The sequence below is a fragment of the Xanthobacter flavus genome, from assembly GCF_017875275.1.
GTDB lineage: Bacteria > Pseudomonadota > Alphaproteobacteria > Rhizobiales > Xanthobacteraceae > Xanthobacter > Xanthobacter flavus_A.
Window position 1 is genome coordinate 3,286,317 of sequence record NZ_JAGGML010000001.1, and the last position, 18,825, is coordinate 3,305,141.

General features: G+C 69.1%; 14 protein-coding genes and 1 tRNA gene. 6 read left to right on the forward strand and 9 right to left on the reverse strand.

All coding sequences use genetic code 11. The features are described from left to right. The first annotated feature begins 73 nt into the window (after window positions 1-73). Window positions 74-5,404, forward strand: a complete 5,331-nt coding sequence (locus J2126_RS15680) for an alpha-2-macroglobulin family protein (RefSeq protein WP_245327364.1) — start codon at window positions 74-76, stop codon at window positions 5,402-5,404. Next, entirely contained in the window at window positions 5,401-7,488 is a 2,088-nt protein-coding gene (pbpC, locus tag J2126_RS15685) for a penicillin-binding protein 1C (RefSeq protein WP_209487834.1), read from the forward strand. Before J2126_RS15680 ends, pbpC begins: the two co-directional genes overlap by 4 nt. A 118-nt stretch (window positions 7,489-7,606) precedes the next feature. Here the strand turns inward: pbpC and J2126_RS15690 are convergent, their stop codons facing one another. Further along, complete coding sequence (locus J2126_RS15690) at window positions 7,607-7,813, reverse strand: DUF1127 domain-containing protein (protein ID WP_209487835.1); 207 nt, start codon at window positions 7,811-7,813, stop codon at window positions 7,607-7,609. Window positions 7,814-8,081: 268 nt separating this feature from the next. Here J2126_RS15690 and J2126_RS15695 point away from each other — a divergent pair. Next, window positions 8,082-8,155 (forward strand) — tRNA-Gln (locus J2126_RS15695). A 355-nt stretch (window positions 8,156-8,510) separates the two neighbouring features. Further along, the gene (locus J2126_RS15700) at window positions 8,511-9,512 is read left to right on the forward strand and encodes a hypothetical protein (RefSeq protein WP_209487836.1); all 1,002 of its coding nucleotides are present in this window, start codon (window positions 8,511-8,513) and stop codon (window positions 9,510-9,512) included. A 65-nt stretch (window positions 9,513-9,577) separates the two neighbouring features. Here the strand turns inward: J2126_RS15700 and pcaD are convergent, their stop codons facing one another. The 6 genes from pcaD to J2126_RS15730 all read right to left on the reverse strand — a co-directional run bounded on the left by pcaD (window position 9,578) and on the right by J2126_RS15730 (window position 14,125). Then, window positions 9,578-10,375, reverse strand: a complete 798-nt coding sequence (pcaD, locus tag J2126_RS15705; RefSeq protein ID WP_209487837.1) for a 3-oxoadipate enol-lactonase — start codon at window positions 10,373-10,375, stop codon at window positions 9,578-9,580. A 19-nt stretch (window positions 10,376-10,394) separates the two neighbouring features. Continuing rightward, window positions 10,395-11,429: a cyclase family protein gene (locus tag J2126_RS15710; protein WP_209487838.1), complete on the reverse strand. Its 1,035-nt coding sequence runs from the start codon at window positions 11,427-11,429 to the stop codon at window positions 10,395-10,397. Window positions 11,430-11,456: 27 nt separating this feature from the next. Then, window positions 11,457-12,176, reverse strand: a complete 720-nt coding sequence (locus tag J2126_RS15715) for an SDR family oxidoreductase (protein WP_209487839.1) — start codon at window positions 12,174-12,176, stop codon at window positions 11,457-11,459. Beyond that, a complete protein-coding gene (locus J2126_RS15720) occupies window positions 12,173-12,481 on the reverse strand; it encodes a YciI family protein (protein ID WP_209487840.1) in 309 nt (102 codons plus the stop codon). The genes J2126_RS15715 and J2126_RS15720 overlap by 4 nt, the downstream gene beginning before the upstream one ends. Window positions 12,482-12,504: 23 nt before the next feature. Further along, window positions 12,505-12,780, reverse strand: a complete 276-nt coding sequence (catC, locus tag J2126_RS15725) for a muconolactone Delta-isomerase (RefSeq protein ID WP_209487841.1) — start codon at window positions 12,778-12,780, stop codon at window positions 12,505-12,507. A 121-nt stretch (window positions 12,781-12,901) separates the two neighbouring features. Further along, complete coding sequence (locus tag J2126_RS15730; protein WP_209487842.1) at window positions 12,902-14,125, reverse strand: ABC transporter substrate-binding protein; 1,224 nt, start codon at window positions 14,123-14,125, stop codon at window positions 12,902-12,904. A 377-nt stretch (window positions 14,126-14,502) separates the two neighbouring features. On the opposite strand from J2126_RS15730, the gene J2126_RS15735 reads away from it, so the two are divergent. Further along, window positions 14,503-15,534 (forward strand): 3-hydroxyacyl-CoA dehydrogenase, encoded by a 1,032-nt coding sequence (locus tag J2126_RS15735; protein ID WP_209487843.1) that lies wholly within the window; start codon window positions 14,503-14,505, stop codon window positions 15,532-15,534. Beyond that, the gene (locus J2126_RS15740) at window positions 15,531-16,298 is read left to right on the forward strand and encodes an IclR family transcriptional regulator (protein ID WP_209487844.1); all 768 of its coding nucleotides are present in this window, start codon (window positions 15,531-15,533) and stop codon (window positions 16,296-16,298) included. The genes J2126_RS15735 and J2126_RS15740 overlap by 4 nt, the downstream gene beginning before the upstream one ends. A 12-nt stretch (window positions 16,299-16,310) precedes the next feature. Here the strand turns inward: J2126_RS15740 and J2126_RS15745 are convergent, their stop codons facing one another. Together J2126_RS15745 and J2126_RS15750 are read right to left on the reverse strand one after the other, a co-directional pair. Continuing rightward, on the reverse strand, window positions 16,311-17,390 hold the full coding sequence (locus J2126_RS15745) for a helix-turn-helix transcriptional regulator (protein ID WP_209487845.1): 1,080 nt from the start codon (window positions 17,388-17,390) through the stop codon (window positions 16,311-16,313). A 285-nt stretch (window positions 17,391-17,675) separates the two neighbouring features. After that, a complete protein-coding gene (locus tag J2126_RS15750; RefSeq protein ID WP_209487846.1) occupies window positions 17,676-18,815 on the reverse strand; it encodes an aminomethyltransferase family protein in 1,140 nt (379 codons plus the stop codon). Between the last annotated feature and the right edge of the window lie 10 nt (window positions 18,816-18,825).

The following is an 18,825-nucleotide window of genomic DNA, read 5'->3' on the forward strand; positions in this document are numbered from 1 at the left end:
GCTCTCCGGAGCTGTCCCGCCGCATCGCACGCCTCGCCTCCCGCAACGGTGCTGCGCACCGAGGGAGCGGTCCATGGACCTTCGCCGTCGTCTCCTCAATATCAGCCGCAACCGCGCCCCTTTGCCCACGCGCTTCGGCCTCGCATTCGCGCTCATGGCGAGCGTGCTCACGGCCGGCGCGGTTCCCGGCACGCCCGCCTTCGCCCAGCAGGCGCGCCCGCAAACCCCCGCCGCGCAGCCCGCGCCCGCGCAGCCGGCCACCCCGCTGCCGCCCCGCGCGGCGAGCCAGAAGACGTTCCAGCGGCAGGACCTGATCACCGGCGCCCGGCGCTACGAGCGCCTGCTGCGCCGCGAGGCGACCGCCCCCACCGGCCCCATCGACAAGGCGCGGCGCGACGCGGCGCAGGCTTTCCAGCGCAACGATGCCCGCGCCGCGGCCGAGCTTTATGCCGGCCTCGCGCTGGTGCAGGCGCAGGACCCCGCCATCTGGATGCGCCTCGCCCGCTCGCTCGCCGCCATCAAGCCCACGGACGACGAGGACGCCTCCACCTTCATCGACAATGCGCTGGCCGCCGCCTTCATCGCCTACCGCCGCGCCGCGACGCGGGTGGAGGAGGGGGAGGCGCTTTCCTTCATCGGCCATGTCTATGCGGACCGGCGCCTGTGGCAGCCGGCCATCGACACCATGAAGCTGGCCCTCGACCTGCGCGACACCCCCGCCGACCGCGCGTTCTACGACAAGCTGAAGGACGAGCACGGCTTCCGGCTGGTGGATTATTCGGTGGAATCCGACGCGGTGACGCCCCGCGCCTGCGTACAGTTCTCCGAGGACATTGCCCCCGGCACCGATTTCGCCGCCTTCGTGCAGGTGGGCGGAATGGACAAGCCCGCCATCACCGGCGAGGCGCGGCAGATCTGCGTGGAAGGCCTCAAGCACGGCTCGCGCTACACCATCGCGGTGCGGCCGGGCGTGCCCTCGGCCAATGGCGAGAAGCTGAAGAAGGCGACCGAGCTTTCCATCTATGTGCGCGACCGCCAGCCCTCCGCCCATTTCTCCGGCCGCAACTATGTGCTGCCGCGCACGGGCCAGAAGGGCATCCCCGTCACCTCGGTGAACACGCGGGAACTGAAGATCAAGGTGCTGCGCATCGGCGACCGGGGCCTCGTGCCCACCGCCATCCAGGGCGAGTTCCGCCAGGGCCTCGACGGCTATGTGCGCGAGCGGCTCGCCGAGGGTGCGGCCATCGAGGTGTTCTCCGGTACGCTGGAGGTGGACGGCGCGCTGAATGCCGACGTGGTCACCGCCATCCCGGTCAACGAGGCGGTGGGCAAGCTGGAAGCCGGCGTCTACGCCATGACCGCCGAGCCGCGCGAGACCTCGGGCGAGGACGATTACGGCAGTCTCGCCACCCAATGGTTCATCGTCTCCGACCTCGGCATGACCGCGCTTGCGGGGCCGGATGGCGTCCACGTTCTGGTGCGCTCGCTCGGCGGTGCCGAGCCGGTGGCCGGGGCGGACGTGACTCTGGTGGCCCGCTCCAATGAGGTGCTGGGCACCGCGAAGACCGACGCCAGCGGCTATGCCCGCTTCGATGCCGGCCTCTCGCGCGGCCCCGCCGGCATGGGGCCGGAGGTGGTGACGGCGCGCGCCGCCAATGGCGACTACGCCTTCCTCTCCATGAAGGAGAACGCCTTCGACCTCACCGATCGGGGCGTCTCCGGCCGCGAGGCGCCCGGCGCGCTGGATGCCTTCCTCGCCACCGAGCGCGGCGTCTACCGCTCCGGCGAGACGGTACATCTCACTGTCCTTTTGCGCGACGCGACGGGCAATGCGGCGCCCAACGTACCGCTGACCGTGCAACTGGTGCGGCCGGATGGCGTCGCCGACCGGCGGGTGGTGGTGCAGGACCAGGGCGCGGGCGGGCGCACCCTCGACCTGCCAATCCTCAAGGGTGCCATGACCGGCACCTGGCGGTTGAAGGCGCTCACCGATCTCAAGGCCCCGGCCATCGGCGAGGTGACGTTCCTCGTGGAGGATTACGTCCCCGACCGGGTGGAGTTCGACCTCACCGCCCGCGCACCGCGCCTGCCGCGCGACAAGGCGGTGGAGGTGCTGGTGGATGGGCGCTTCCTGTTCGGCGCCCCCGCCTCCGGCCTCGACGTGGAGGCGGAGACCGAATTGCGCGCCGCCGCCAACCGCCCGGGCTTCGCCGGCTATGCCTTCGGCAATGCGCAGGACGAGGTTCTGGCCGAGCGCCAGCCCACCGCCGACGCCCCCGTCACCGACGCCCGCGGCCGCGCCACGCTCCGCCTGCTGGCCGGCGACCTGCCGAAGACCGCCCGTCCGCTGGAGATGGAGGCCTTCGTGCGCCTCGTGGAGGCCGGCGGCCGCGCCGTCCAGCGCACCATCGTGCTCCCGCTCGCCCCGGCCGGCAGCCAGATCGGCGTGAAACCGCTCTTCGCCGATCGTGTCCGCGAGGGCGAGACGGCCAATTTCGACGTGGTGGTGGCCGGCGTGGACGACAAGCTCCTCGCCTCGCCGGGATTGACGTGGAAGCTCTCGCGCATCGAGACGCGCTACCAGTGGTACCGCGTGAGCGGCTCGTGGGATTATGAGCCGGTGAAGACCGTGACCCGCATGGGCGAGGGCACCATCGCCACCACCGCCGACGGGCCGGCGCGCCTCTCCGTGCCCACCCAGTACGGCCGCTACCGCCTCGACCTCTCGGGCGACGGCCTGCCGCTCACCTCCCTCACCTTCGAGGCCGGATTCGGCGGCGACGGCAATGCCGATACGCCGGACCGCCTCGAACTCACCCTCGACAGGGAGGCCTACGCCGCCGGCGACACGCTGGAAGCGACCGTCACCGCCCGCACGGCCGGCACCGCGACCGTGATGGTGGTGAATGACGGCGTGCGCGCGCAGCAGGTGCTGCAGGTGCAGCCGGGCGCCGCCAAGGTCAGCTTCAAGGTGGATGGAAATTGGGGGCCGGGGGCCTATGTGGTCGCCTTCCTCCACCGCCCGCTGGATGTTCAGGCGAGCCGCATGCCCGGCCGCGCCATGGGCCTCTCGTGGTTCTCGGTGGACAAGGCGGCGCGCACCCTGAAGGTGGAGCTGTCCCCGCCCGCCGAGATGCGCCCCAACACGACCCTCGCCATCCCGGTGAAGCTGTCGAACCTCCCCGCCGGCGAGAAGGCGTTCGTGACGGTGGCGGCGGTGGATGTGGGCATCCTCAACCTCACCGGCTACAAGCCGCCCGCGCCGGATAACGTCGTCTTCGGCCAGCGCCGGCTCGCCGCCGACATCCGCGATTTCTACGGCGCGCTCATCGACGGCATGCAGGGCGCCGCCGGCCGGCTGCGCTCCGGCGGCGACGGCGGCGAGGCGGCCATGATGGCGAGCCCGCCGCAGGGCCCGCCCGTGGCGCTGTTCTCCGGCCTCGTGGAAGTGGGGGCGGACGGCACCGCCACCGTCTCCTTCCCCGTGCCCGCCTTCGACGGCACGCTCCGGGTGATGGCCATCGCCTGGAGCCAGAACCGCCTCGGCCATGCTTCGGCCGACGTGGTGGTGCGCGACAAGGTGGTGATGCTCGCCACTTTGCCGCGCTTCCTCGCCTCCGGCGACCGCTCCAGCTTCAACCTGGACCTGACCAATGTGGAAGGCCCGGCGGGCGAGTACCGGCTGGAGGTGACCGCCACCGGCGCCGCCGCCGTCACCGGCGCCGTGCCGGCCATCACGCTGGCCCAGAAGCAGCGCCAGTCGGTGCGGCTCGCGCTGGAGGGCCGGGGCGTCGGCCCCGCCACCCTCACGGCACGGCTGACGGGGCAGGGCATCGACATCACCCGCTCCTTCCAGATGCAGGTGCGCCCGGCCTATCCGGACATCGAGCGGCGCACGGTGCGCAACCTCGCCCCCGGCGAGAGCATCAGCGTGTCGCGCGATCTCCTCGCCGACCTGCTGCCGGGCACCGGCAGCGTGGCGGTGAGCGTGTCGCCCTCCAGTGCCATCGACGTGCCGGCGCTGTTGGCGGCCCTCGACCGCTACCCCTATGGCTGCACCGAGCAGGTGACGAGCCGCGCCCTGCCGCTGCTCTCCTACAACGAGCTGTCCGTTCTCGTGGGCCGGGCGGCCGATCCCGAGGCCGACCAGCGCATCCGCGACGCCATCGTCCGCGTGTTCTCGCGGCAGGGGTCGGACGGATCGTTCGGCCTGTGGTCGGCGGGGGGCAGCGATACGTGGCTGGACGCCTATGTGGTGGATTTCCTCACCCGCGCGAAGGAGAAGGGCTTCGCAATTCCCGATCAGGCCTTCTCGCTGGCCCTCGACCGGCTGCGCAACACGGTGAACCTCGCGGGCGCCGACATGCGCTCCGCCAGCGAGGGCCTCGCCTATGCCCTCTATGTGCTCGCCCGCAACGGCCGGGCGCCCTTGGGCGACCTGCGCTACCTCGCCGACACGCGGTTGAAGGACCTTTCCTCGCCCCTCGCCCGCGGGCAGGTGGGCGCGGCCCTCGCGCTGCTGGGCGACCGCACCCGCGCGGAACGGGCCTTCAACGTGGCGCTGGAGGGCATCCCCGCCAGCGCCACCGCGCCGGAGATCGGCCGCGCCGATTTCGGATCGGTGCTGCGCGATGCCGCCGCCCTCACCGTGCTCGCCCGCGAGGCGGGGCTGGACAAGGTCGCCGCCGTGGCGCTCGCCCGCGTGGATGCGGCCCGCGTGCGCACGGAGCGGACTTCGACGCAGGAAAATGCGTGGATGCTGCTCGCCGCCCGCACGCTTGCCGCCAGCGCCGCCAACATGACGCTGGAGGTGGACGGCGGGCTCAACCGCGGCCCCTTCGGCAGCAAGCTCTCGCGGGCCGATCTGGAGCGCGGCCCGCTCACGGTGCGCAATGCGGGCACCGAAGCGGTGAAGGTGGTGGTGGGCGTCAACGGCGCCCCCGTGGCGCCCGAGCCTGCCATCTCCAAGGGCTTCACGCTGGACCGCAAGTATTTCACCCTCGACGGCAAGCCCGCCGACCCGACGAAGGCGGTGCAGAACCAGCGCTTCGCGGTGGTGCTCACCTTCTCGGAGGAGAAGAGCGCGCTCGCCGACGTGCTGCTGGTGGACTACCTGCCGGCGGGCTTCGAGATCGAGAACCCCAACCTCATCAAGGGCGGCGACGGCGGCTTCACCTGGCTCGACGAGACCAGCGAGGCCGGCCATGTGGAGTTCCGCGACGACCGCTTCGTCGCCTCGGTGACGCGGGAGGAGGGCGATGAGCCCTTCGTCGTCGCCTATACGGTGCGGGCCGTCTCGCCCGGCCGCTATGCCCATCCGCCGGCCATGGTGGAGGACATGTACCGCCCCGACCGCTTCGCCCGCACGGCGGCCGGCAGCATGGAGGTCGCGCCCGCGCGATGAGCGGCCCCGACGCGATCGGTGACCAACGCCCCGCTCCCCCGCGCCGCTGGCGCTGGATGGCGGGCGCGGCGGGGCTCGGCCTCGTGCTAACGGTGGGGGCCGGTGCGGCCGGCCTCGCCGTCCTTCGCGCCAACGCGCCGCCGCCGCCCGAGCCGAAGGTCTCGGCCGAGGTAGTAGACAAGGAGGGCCGCCTGCTGCGCCCCTTCGCCTTGCCGGACGGGCGCTGGCGCCTCGCCGCCTCCGCGAGCGATGTGGACCCGCGCCTCGTCGCCATGATCCTCGCCTATGAGGACAGGCGCTTCCGTGACCATAGGGGCGTCGATGCCCTCGCTTTGCTGCGCGCGGCGGGGCAGGCGGCGGGATCGCTGCGCGTCGTCTCCGGCGGCTCGACGCTGACCATGCAGGTGGCGCGCCTCACCTTGCCGCCGCGCGCCCGCACGCTCGATGCCAAGCTCGCCCAGATGCGGCGCGCGCTGGAGCTGGAGGCGCGGCTCTCCAAGGACGAGATCCTCTCACTCTACCTCACCCTCGCGCCCTATGGCGGCAACATCGAGGGGGTGCGTGCGGCCGCCCTCACCTATCTCGGCAAGGAGCCGCGCCGGCTGACGCTGGGCGAGGCGGCGCTGCTGGTGGCCTTGCCCCAATCCCCCGAGACGCGCCGGCCCGACCGCTATCCCGTCCGCGCGAAGGCGGCGCGCGACCGCGTGCTGGACCGCCTCGCCGCGCAGGGCCTCCTCGCGCCGGACGAGGTGCGCGTCGCCAAGGCCGAGGCCGTGCCCACGGCCCGCCGGCCCCTGCCGCAGATCGCGCCGCACCTCTCCGAGGAGATGGCGGCGGAGCGGCCGGACCTCGCCCGCCACCTCTCTACGCTGGATGCCCCCTTGCAGGAGCGGCTGGAGGAACTGGTGCGCGAGCGCACCCGCACGCTGGGGCGCGGGCTCTCCGCCGCCATCGTGGTGATGGACAATGACAGCGCCGAGGTGCGCGCCTATGTGGCCGCCGCCGACTATTTCGACAGGGACCGCGCGGGTGCCGTGGACCTCGCCCGTGCCGTGCGCTCGCCGGGCTCCACGCTCAAGCCCTTCATCTATGCTCTCGCCTTCGAGGACGGCATCGCCCATCCCGAGACTTTGATCGAGGACCGGCCCGCCCGCTTCGGCGCGTGGCGGCCGGAGAATTTCGACCGCACCTTCCAGGGCACCCTCTCCGTGCGCAAGGCGCTGCAATTGTCCCTGAACGTGCCGGCCGTGCGGCTGCTGGAGGCGGTGGGGCCGCAGCGCCTCGCGAGCCGCATGCAGCAGGCGGGCGGCCGTCTGGAGCTGCCCCCCGGCGCCGCGCCGGCCCTGCCCATGGGCCTTGGCGGCGTGGGCATCCGCCTCATCGACCTCACCACCCTCTATGCAGCTTTGGCGCGGGGCGGGGAGGCCCATGCCCCGGTCTTCCGCCGGGGCGACGGGGCGGTGGCGGCGCCGCGCAAGGCCCGCCTCGTGGACGAGGTGGCCGCCTGGTATGTGGGCCAGTGTCTTCTGGGCACGCCGGCGCCCGAGAATGCGCTCGGCGGGCGTATCGCCTTCAAGACCGGCACCTCCTACGGCTATCGCGACAGCTGGGCGGTGGGCTTCGACGGGCGGCGCACGGTGGGCGTCTGGGTCGGCCGTCCGGACGGGCAGGCCGTGCCCGACCTCACCGGCCGCGCGGCGGCGGCGCCTTTGCTGTTCGACGCCTTCGCCCGCATCGTGCGCACCCCCGCGAGCCTCGCCGCCGCCCCGCGCGGAGCGGTGATGGCCGGCAACGCAAGGCTTCCCCCGCCGCAGCGGCATTTCGGCCGGGCGCGGCAGGAGCAGGCGCTGGAGGTGGTCTATCCGCCGGATGGCGCGCGGGTCGCGGCCGAGGGGGCGGAGACGCTGGCCCTCAAGGTGGATGGCGGCACCTTCCCCTTGACCCTGCTCATGGACGGCCGCCCGGTTGCGCGGGTGGAGGACCGCCGCACCCTGTTCTGGACCCCGCCCGGCCGCGGCTTCGCCCGCCTCACCGTCATCGATGCGGATGGACGCAGCGACAGCGTGACGGTGAAGGTGGAGTAGGGGCAAAAGAAAAAACCCGCTGCCTTGCGACAGCGGGTTGAGGCACTGGGAGGAAACGCGGAAGACAGGGACTTCATCCGGCCGCCGCGAGACCGCGCGGCCGGGCCTTCAGAAATTCTCAGAAGCCGCGGGCAACAGCCTGGGCGATGCGCTGACGGTCGAGGCCCATCTCGGCGAGCTCGCTGTTGGAGCGGCGAGAGAGATACTCGTAGCGCTCCGACATGGCGCGGGCTTCGGCGATGGCGTCGAAGAAGTCGCCGACCGCATTGCCGATGCGACCGAAGAAGCCGGTTTCGCGGGGAGCATGTGCAGTGATCGTGACCATTTTCGCCTCCGTTTGATGAAGGGAAGATAGGGCATCAGCGTGCATTGCAACATAGCGAATTGTGCATGGCACCATTGCGTATGACGTATACCAATAGGGAGTCAGGTCCGATTGCCGCCGAACGCTGCCGATACCCCCGGTGCTACCCCTCTCGAAAAGGGGGTGTGAATGACGCTGAATCGGGAGTTGAACCCGGCGATCGAATTGCGTATAGAGCCCACCTGCCTCGGCAGACCCTCCCGCCTCCGCTCCTGCGGACGCCGGGTGTTGGGGGATAGTTCAACGGTAGAACCGCGGACTCTGACTCCGTTAATCCTGGTTCGAATCCAGGTCCCCCAGCCAAATTCGCTTCTTGGACAAGACGACGTGCCGAAGCCGATGTAATAGCGGTCGCTTTCGTGCGATTGCGCGTCGGGCCTCGTCTCTTCTTGACGCTCGCGTTCTGGCGAATGGCCTTGGCTGCAGCGTGAGAATTCTGGCGCCGAGCTGCACGGTCTTTACAATCCTCGACGAATACGTGCCGGCTACGGGATTATCTGGCTTGCCGTTCTGATTTTCCTTCAGCGGCCGGCGGGCGCGCGCGAAGGTATATACTAAAAGTTGTTTTGTTGCGATATACAATTCAATTGTCCAGTGGTCCTGTGATGCGGCGCGGGGGCGCCGGACCTCTGGAAAAAGCCAATTGGGGGAGGGGCTTATGACCTTAAGCGATGTCCTCACGATCACCATCGCGCTGGTGCTCACCTACACCATGATGAGTCTGCTCGTCTCCACCGTTCAGGAGCAGGTCGCCGCCATCTTCAAGAACCGCCAGAAGGGCCTCGAAGCCGCCATCCGCGAACTGGTCGCCCCGGACGGGACAACCAATGGGCAGCTGCGCCAAATAGCTGAGGAATTATATGGACATGCCCTGGTTGGTGGGACGAGCCCGAAGGGCAGGCCGTCCTACGTGCCGGCGCGGAATTTCACCCTCGCCCTCCTCTCCCTCGTCAGCCAGGGATCTCAGGCGGATACCATGGTCGACATCCGCAAGACGGTGGGGGCCCTGCCGGATGGTAAGCTGAAGCAAGCCCTTACTACGCTTATGGAAAGCGCTGGCGCTGACCTCGATTCCTTCCGGGCTGCGGTGGATGGCTGGTACGATCAGGCCATGGACCGGCTCAATGGCCAGTACAAGCGCCATACCCAAGCCTGGCTGGTGGCCATCGGCTTCCTCCTCGCCGCCGCCCTGAACGTGGATACCTTCACCCTCGTGGATGCGCTGATGAAAAGCCCCCAGTTGCGGGCCGAGCTTCAGCTGAAGGCGGAAGTCTTTTCGAAACAAGGGCTTCCGCCCGATGGGGATATCTCCGTTTCGCGCATTCTGTCCGATCTGGCGCCACTGCCGATCGGCTGGCATTTTTGTCCGTCCGGCGCTCAACAAACCGGTGCGGAGGCCGCCAAGCCGTCAATTTCCGCAACGCCGCCAACAGGTTCGACCCGTTGCGTTTCACCGGAGCGCCTCGTGCGCGCGGAGCTGCGCTGGACGGATGCGCTGAATGTCGCCGGGTGGCTCCTGACCGCCATTGCGATCTCCTTTGGTGCGCCGTTCTGGTTCCAGCTCCTCAACCAACTGGTGAACCTGCGCGCCGCAGGCCCCCCGCCGGAGGTCAAGCCGGAGGCGAAGCCCGATGCCAAAGGCGGCAGGGCCGGGAGCTGAGAACGTTCCCCAATCGGGAGTGCTTGCGTGGCACAGCCCGATCGGCCTGTCAGGTCAATACCTTGTCACGCGCCCAGATGCTCCAGCAGCGCGCGGGCGAGCGCTTCCGGCTGCTCCACGCAGGGGATGTGTGAGGCCTCTGCGATCACCTCCAGCCGCGCGCCGGGAATGGCCGCCGCCATGGCTTCGGCCGCCGCGGGCGGGGTGGAGGGGTCCTTGTCGCCGACCACGACCAACGTCGGCGCGGAAATGCGGCCGGCGGAGGCGGTCAGGTCGGCGTCGCGCACCGCCATGGCACAGCCCACATAGCCTTCCAGTGTCGTGCGGGCGACCATGTTGGCATAGCCGCGGACGATGTGCGGCACCCGCTCGCGGAAGCCGTCGGTGAACCACCGGGCCATGACGCCGGGTGCGATGGCGGGGAGCCCGTCGCGGCGGATGACGGCGAGGCGCTCGTTCCACACCGAGGCGGGGCCGATCTGCATGGCGGTGTCGCACAGGACAAGGCGGTCCACCCGCGCCGGCGCATGGGCCGCCAGATGCTGGGCCACCATGCCGCCGATGGACAGGCCGCACACATGGGCCTGTTCGATGCCTAGAGAATCGAGCAATCCCAGCGCATCGCCGGCAAGGGTGGCAATGGAATAGCCGGTATTCTCATCCGGCAGCGGGGCAGCGTCGGAGAGGCCGTGACCGCGCATGTCGTAGCGCAGCACGCGGAAGCGGGAGGTCAGCGCCGGCATCACCGCGTCCCAGACGAGGAAGCTGGTGCCGAGCGAATTGGCGAGCAGCAGGACCGGTGCGCCTTCCGCCCCTTCGAGCGCGTAATGGGTGGTGCGACCGTCGATGGCGATAAAGGGCATCCGGGTCTCCTGTGGAAGATCACACGGTGGCGATGGGGGTGACGGGAGAGCCCACGGCGCCGGGCAGGCGCAGCGGCGGGGCGGTAAGGAGGAAGCGATTACGGCCGGCGGCCTTGAGATGGGCGGCGAGATCGGCCAGCCACCACAATTCGCCGAGCGGAACGCCGAGCCTGAACAGGCAATGGTGGTGCAGCGGCATGGCCGCCTGCGTCGTGGCGGCGAGGCGCTTCGCCGGCAGATGCTCCACCGCATAATTGTCGGCGACGAGGGCGGCGATGCGGCTATCCGAGATCCATTGCAGCAGGCGCGCGTCGCGGCCGTCGAGGGCGGCGCAGCTTTTGCTCAGGATCGCGCCGTCGGGGATGCCGTTCATCTCCATCACGACCTGCGTGAAGCCGGTGTAGAGGCAGAGGATATCGCCCTCTTCCACGGTCACGCCTTGGGCGTCCATGGCCCGCATGAGATCGTCATAGCCGACAAGATGGCGCGCGCGGCCGAAGAGGGAGAGCAAATCCACCAGCACGCCGCGGCCCTGCACGCCATGGAGGGCGGCGTTGTGGATGCCCAGACGATGCGCGCCAGAGGCGATACCGCGCGCCTCGGCGTCGCGCGGGCCGACGATATCTGTTCCGGCACGGAAGCCATTGTAATAGACCGGCTCTGGTCGGCCCTCCCCGCTCACGTCGAACAGCGCCCCCACATGGGCGAAGCTGTCCCACTGGGTGGAGTATTGCAGGCAGATCTCCACCTTGTCGTCGCTCACCACGTCGACAAGGCTCGCATCCTCTACGCACAGCTGCGCGTTGAAGCGCGGCGCGTCCTCGGTGCCGGTGGGCTTCAGCACGGGCGGCAGCCGACGCACGTTCAGCACGTTGCCGCCGGGGCGGTCGAGGGGCAGGCTGAGGCAGAAGGTGCGGCCCTCCTTCACCTCGGTGACGGCGGCGCGCACCTTGTCGGGGGTGATGAGGTTGAGGCGGCCGAGCTCGTCGTCCGGGCCGAAGTCGCCCCAGGTGGAGCCTTCGGGGCGGCGGGTCCAGCGGGGATTGGACGGCATGCGGTCTCCTTTGACGGGCGGTGCCTTTCAGACCGCGCCCTTGCCCACCGTGATGCCGCCGCAGACCGGCAGCGTCTGGCCGGTGATAAAGCCGGCCTCGTCCGAGAGGAAGAACGAAACCGCCTGCGCCACGTCCTCCGGGGTGCCCATGCGGCCGACGGGGATGGCCTCCACGATGGCGCGGGTGCGCGGGGCGTCGGGCGGGTTGGCTGTAGTGAACAATGGCGTGGCGATGGGGCCGGGCGCGACCGCGTTCACAGTGATGCCGTCCTTGCCCAGTTCCAGCGCCCAGGTGCGGGTGGCGCCGATGAGCCCCGCCTTGCTGGCGGCATAGGCGGTGCGCAACTCCTTGCCATAGGCGGCGCGGCTCGAAACGTTGACGATGCGCCCGAAGCGTGCCGCCCGCATGCCCGCGAGGAGCGCCTGCGTGGCCTGGATGGCGACGCCGAGATTGAGCCGCATGACCGCGGCGAAATCATCCGCAGTGGTGTCGTCGAGGCTGGCGGGTCGCACCATGCCCACGTTGTTCACGAGGCGGGTGATGGGGCCGTGCGAGAGGGCTTCCGCGAGGGCGGCGGTGGTCGCGGCCTCGTCCATGAGGTTGACGCAGATGAAGCGGGCATCGAGATCGGCGGGGGGCGGCTCACGGTCCAGCACCACGACGGCGCGGCCGGCGGCCAGTTCCTGCCGCGCTACCGCGAGGCCGATGCCGCTCGATCCGCCGGTGACCAGGGTCCGCGGGCTCATTTCGCCTCCGGCAGGTAGCACACGCCGTCCACATAGGCCTTGCGCCAGCGCTGGATCTGGACACGCTCGAACAGGCCGGCGGTGAAGAAGGGGTCGGCGGCGATGAAGGCTTCCGCCTCCGCCCGCGTCTCCAGCGCCACCACATAGAGCCCGCCGCCGGCGGCGTTGCCGTCGTCGTCCAGCTTGGCGCCGCAGGCGAGCAGCAGGTGCTTGTGCGCATCGAGGAAGGCGAGGTGGGTGTCCCGCACCTGAGCACGCAAGTCCAGCGTGCCGGGCTTGTCGAAGGTCTCGATCATGTAGGGCATGCGGTGATCCTTCGGGCGCGGCTTCAGATGGCGGAGGGGTGGCGCGTCAGGGGCGTCACCTTGATGTCCATGAAGGGGAAGAGGGGGAGCGAGGAGAGGAGCGTGTGCAGTTCGTCCACGCTCGAAACGTCGAAGATGGAGACGTTGGCGTAGCGCCCCGCGATGCGCCACAGATGCACCCACTTGCCCTGCCGCTGAAGATCCTGCGCATAGGCCTTCTCCGCCGCCTTGATGGCGTCCGCTTTCTCGGCCGGGAAGTCGTGCGGGATGTTCACCTGCATCTCGACATGGAACAGCATGGGCTTCGCCTTCTTGACCGTGCGGAGATAAGGAAAAACCCCGGGCGCCCGCGCCGCAAGTGCGCGCGGGCGCCCGGGGCGCGCGCCGGGTCCGGGAGGAGACGGGCCGGCGCGCGCGAGATTACTTCTTCACCAGCGGGCAGGTGCTCTCGCTGAGCGGCTGGAAGGCCTCGTCGCCGGGGATCACGCGGACGATCTCGTAATAGTCCCAGGGGCCCTTGGACTCCTTGGGGGACTTCACCTTGGCCAGATACATGTCGTGGACCATGCGGCCATCGGGGCGGATCTTGCCGTTCTTGGCGAACATGTCCTCGATGGGCAGCTCACGCATCTTGGCGATCACCTTCTCGCCCTCGTCGGTGCCGGCGGCCTCGGCGGCCTTCAGATAGTGCAGCACGGATGAATAGACGCCGGCATGAACCATGGTGGGCATCTTGCCCTTCATGCGCTCGGCGAAGCGCTTGGAGAAGGCGCGGGTCTTGTCGTCCGTATCCCAGTAGAAGCCAGTGGTCAGCACCATGCCCTGGGCGGCGTCGAGGCCCACCGAGTGGATGTCGGTGAGGAACAGGAGCAGCGCCGCGAGCGTCTGGCCGCCCTGGGTGATGCCGAACTCGCGGGCCTGCTTGATGGTGTTGATGGTGTCGGAGCCGGCGTTCGCCATGGCAATGATCTTGGCGCCGGAAGCCTGCGCCTGGAGCAGATAGGACGATACGTCGGAAGAGCCGAAGGGATGGGCCACCGAGCCCTTCACCGTGCCGCCCTTCTCCTTCACGATCTTGGCCACCTGGTTCTCCAGGTCGTGGCCGAAGGTGTAGTCGGCGGTGATGAAGTACCAGGTCTTGTAGCCTTCGCTCACCAGCGCGTTGCCGGTGCCGGCGGCCAGCGAATAGACGTCGTAGGTCCAGTGCAGGCCGGTGGGCGAGCAGGCCTTGTTGGTCAGCGACATGGACGCCGCGCCGGAATTGATGTCGACCTTGCCCTTCTCCTTGGCCACCTCGCGCACCGCGAGCGCCGCCACGGAGCCATTGATGTCAAAGATGGCGTCCACGTCCTGCGTATCATACCACTTGCGGGCGGTGGCGGAGGCGATGTCCGCCTTGTTCTGGTGGTCGGCGGAGACGAGCTCGACCGGCTTGCCGTTGATGGGCTTGCCGAAGTCCTCGATGGCCATCTTCGCGGCTTCCACCGATCCCGAGCCTGCGAGGTCCGAATAGGCCCCCGACATATCGGTCAGCACGCCGATCTTCACGCCGCCGCCGGCATATTGGGCGGCCGCGGGGGCGACCATCATAGCGCTGGCGAGGAGCGCGGCCGCGAAGGACGCAGCGAGAGCCTTGGTCTTCATATTTCCTCCATCGAGCTCAACGCGGGACTGAAGTGGCCGGTTGGTCAGCACATCCGCACGCCGGCGTTCCGTTTCGCTTCCGGCGGCCCGCTGCGCGCCCCGATGGGGGCTTGGGCGGGGCTCGTCGCGCAAACTTCCATTTGTGCGATATGCGCACTATAATGCGTAGTTTGGTACGGCGTAGCTGCGATCGCAGTCAAGGAGAATCGATGCTGCATCTGCGAACTGATCGATCTATGCTGGAATAAATATATAATTTACAGTTACTTGATTCATTTTAGTCTCGCTCCGGTTGCGTTTCAGATCCTGCGTCCTTGCTTTCCTCTCTTGTTCGCATTACGAACATATATTGTTTAGAACGCACATTGGGGCGCGCCATGAGCGAAGGCCGGAGCGGACCCGTCACTCTCGTGGGCGGTGGGAGCATGGGCGTGGGCTGGGCCATCGTGTTCGCCCGGGCAGGCCTCGACGTGAGGGTCCATGATGCATCGACGGACGTTCGCGGCGCCGTTCTACCCGCCGTCGAAGAGCGTCTCGCGATGCTCACCGCGCACGGGCTGCTGGATGAGTCCCCGCAGGCGGTGATGGCGCGCGTGAGCGTGGTCGATACGCTCGCTGATGCCCTGGATGGTGCCATCCATGTGCAGGAGAGCGTCCCCGAGCGGCTGGACCTGAAGATCGCGCTGTTTCGCGCGATGGACGAGATGGCGCCGCCGGATGCGGTCCTCGCCAGCTCCACCTCCTCGCTCCCGGCCTCGGAGTTCGCCGGTGGTCTGCCCGGCCGCGCGCGGTGCCTCGTCGCCCATCCGGCCAATCCGCCCCATCTGCTTCCGATCGTCGAGATCGTGCCCGCCCCCTTCACCGATGCAGCTGCCGCCGCCCGCACGCGCGCGCTCATGGCGCGGGCAGGGCAGGTGCCGGTGGTGCTGAAGCGCGAGGTGAACGGCTTCATCTACAATCGGCTCCAGGGTGCCGTGCTGCGCGAAGCCTATTGGATGCTGGAGCAGGGCATCGCGGATGTGGCGGACATCGACCGGGTGATGACCTCGGGCCTGGGGCTCCGCTGGTCCATCGTCGGGCCGTTCGAGACGGCGGATCTCAACTATCGCGGCGGCCTCGCCGAGCATGCCCAGCGCATGGGCGAGCGATATCGGCAGATGGGGGCCGAGCGCGGCCAGCCGGAAGGATGGAGCGAGGCCCTCGTCGCCCGCGCCACGGCCGAGCGGCGGGCGCTGCTGCCGCTGGAGGACTGGGAGGCTCGCGTCGCCTGGCGCGACGAGCGTCTGATGGCGGCGCGCGCTGCCGAGCAGGCGGACGACATAAGCCGGGCCGCTGGGCAGGCGGACGCCGGCCCCTATCATGCGCCGGCCGGGCACTCCGCCGCCAGCGGTTCGCAGGAGGGGGCATGACGACGGGCGAGGACAAGGACTACGTCCAGTCCCTCGTACGCGGCCTCGAGGTGATCCGCGCCTTCAGCCAGTACAAGCCGCGCATGACGCTGAGCGAGGTGGCGCAGCACACCGGCCTTACCCGCGCCGCCGCCCGCCGCTTCCTGCTCACTCTGGTGCGCGGGGGCTATGCGGAGACCGACGGAAAGCTCTTTGCCCTGCGCCCCAAGGTGCTGGAGCTGGGCTTCGCCTATCTCTCCTCTTTGCCCTTGTGGGAGGTGGCGCAGCCGGTGATGCGCGACGTGGTCAATTCCCTGCAGGAATCCTGCTCGCTCTCGGTGCTGGACGGCGACGATATCGTCTACGTGGCGCGCGTGCCGACGGCGCGGGTGATGACGATTGGCCTGTCCATCGGCTCGCGCCTGCCTGCCTTCTGCAGCTCCATGGGGCGCGTTCTACTTTCGGGCCTCCCGCCAGCGGAACTCGCGGTTTTCTATGACCGCGTGAAAATCGAGAAGCGCACGCCCCGAACGGTGGCCACCATGGTGGCCCTGAAGGAGGCTGTGGAGAATGCGCGCCGGCAGGGCTGGGCGCTGGTGGACCAGGAGCTGGAACTCGGCCTGCGTTCGATCGCCGTTCCGGTGCGCAACCGGCGTGGGGAGGTGCTGGCCGCCCTCAATGTTTCCACCCATGAGGGGCGCTGCTCCATCGAGGCGATGCGCACCCGCTTCCTGCCGGCGCTTCTCGATGCCGCCCAGCGCATTTCGGCAGCGCTGCCGCAATAGCCGGCCTCTGCTTTAACGCGCCCCGATGGACTGCATCACGTGCTTGACCAGCGCGCGCTCGGAGCCGACGCCGGTCTTGCGATACATGCGCAGCCGGCAGTTCTTGATGGTGCCCTTGCTGAGGCTCAGTTTCTGGGCGATCTCGCCGGTGGTCTGACCGTTCATCAGAAGCAGGAGGATTTCGCGCTCGCGCGGCGTGAAGATGCCCAGCGCGTCCTCCAGCAGGCGGTCGGGATCGTCCTCCGCCCCGCGCTGCGGCGCATCGAGCACATACATGCGCCCGCCCGGCGCGAGCGGAAAATCGCGGTCGAAGGCCTCCACCTTCACGCTCAGCGGCCCCGAGGCATGGATCGTCCCGGCCGGAGCGACGCGCAGCGCCTCCACCGCATCGGCGAGGGCGGGCGCGCGCCGGGCGGCGTCGCGCCAGGCATCGTTGGCGAAGACATCCACGCCGAAGCGGTCCTCGATGAGGGTGGGCCGGGTGATGAATCCTTCCACCTGCGCCCCGCGCGGGTTGCGCAAATCGTTGAACAGGGCGCCGAGGTGGGAGCGGTGGAAGCCCTCCAGCATGGGGAAGATGAGCCGCGCGCGCTCGATGTCGGTCTGCGAGAAACGCCCCGTCTCCCGCTCCAGGAACAGGCCGAAGCAGCAATGGCCGACGGTGGAGAAGAACATGCCCAGTTCGTCGGAGATGCTGGCCAGCGTCTGGAAAACCTTGTGGTACATGTCCCACGACTGGCCGGGAGAGCGCACGTCGTTCAGCATCAGCACGCCGGGACTGCCGTTGTTCCTCCAGTATTCGGAGAAGGGGTCCACGGACGAATAGAGGTTGGAATAATAGGCGACCACGTCGCTCGCCACGTCCTTGGTGTAGAGCACATCCGGCGGCGCCACGCGTGAATAGCGGATGATCCAGCAGGCATCGTGGTTGATGGCGGCGCCGGCGAGTTCCACCAGCTCGCGATGGAAGCGGTCCGAACCGATCGAGCGGGCCACATCGCCCACGCGCGCGAACCAGTCCGGGCTGTTCAGGCGCACGGCGCTGTAGCGGGCAGAAAGGGCAGCGGGCCGGGGGTGATCGGCATCGACCATGGCAACGTGCCCCAACGGATTCGCCACACGCGAAATTCTTGTTGCGGCGAATAAAGCCGAAGCTTCGGCGCTTGGCAATTCTGGGGACGCGAAGGGACCATGTAGCGGGGCTCGTTCAGAAAAATGGGGCCGGCCGACGCCGGCCCCAAGTGGGAAGGGCCGGAGAGCGCGATTGGGACGGCACGCTCTCCGGCAGCGCCCAGGGGGGAAGCCCCTCAGGACGCGCCTCGGAGGCAGCGCGTCGGAGGGAGCCCTGGGGCACGACGGCCTGAGGTGGCTAAGGTTTCAGGCCGTACGTTCTTCAAGCGGGTGGGTGCGCAGGCGCAGCGGGTCGTAGAAGGGCGTCTTCACCACCCGCGCCACGAACGTGCCATCGGCCCCACGAACCTCCAGCTCGGTGCCGCAGGTGGCAAGCTCCGGCGTCACGTGGGCAAGGGCGAGGGAGCGCATGAGGTAGTGGCTGTAGGCGGTGGAGTTCAGAAGTCCCACCTCCCTGCCGTCCCGGAACAGCTTGGCGCCGGGCTCGACGGCAGCGTGGTGGTCGATCTCCACCCCCACCTGTGCCACCCGCTCCTGGCCCTTGCGGCGCACCAGCGCGTCACGGCCGCGGAAGGCGGGCTTCGACAGGTCCACGGTCCAGCCGAGGCCGACTTCCCACGGGGTGGTGTCGCCCTGCGGCATGTCATAGGGGAAGAACAGGAGGCCGCCCTCCACCCGCACCACGTCGAGGCAGGACCAGGAGGCCGGCATGGCCCCGAACGGCTGTCCGGCGGCGAGGATGGCGTCCCACAAGGCGACCGCATCCGCCGCCGCGCAGAACACCTCGTAGCCCCGCTCGCCGGAGTATCCGCCGCGGGCGATGGAGACGGGGCGGCCGAACAGGGTCGTCCGCTGGTGCCCGAAATAGGGCAGGGTCTCCAGCGCAAACGGGGTGTTCGGGTTGAGGATGTCGAGCGCCTTCGGCCCCTGCAGGGACATGATGTGGACGTCGTTGTCCTTGGTGAAGGTCACGTCCCGGCCCGCCGCAACGCCGGGCAGGATGTCCTCCAGCGAGCCGCCGCCGTGGGAGATGCGATAGGCGTTGGGCCCATCGCAATAGATCAGCACGTCGTCGATGAGGGACCCGTTCTCGTCGACCACGCTGGAGAGCGAGGAGGCGCCAGGCGCGATCTTCGAGATGTCCGAGGTGCACATCTCGTTCAGCACGGCGAGCGCTTCCTTGCCAGCCACGTCGATGATGCGCAGCGCGGAGACGTCGAACAGGCCGGCGGCAGTACGCACCGCGATCACCTCGTCATAGGTGTCGGTGGCGTAGTTCTGCGGCACCGGCATGTCGTTCCAGGAGGCCTCGAAGGCGGTGCCGAGCGCGCGGTGCCGGTCGGACAGCGCGGAGAGGCGCGAGAAGGCGGAAAGTCCCTGTGTCATCCTGCATGTT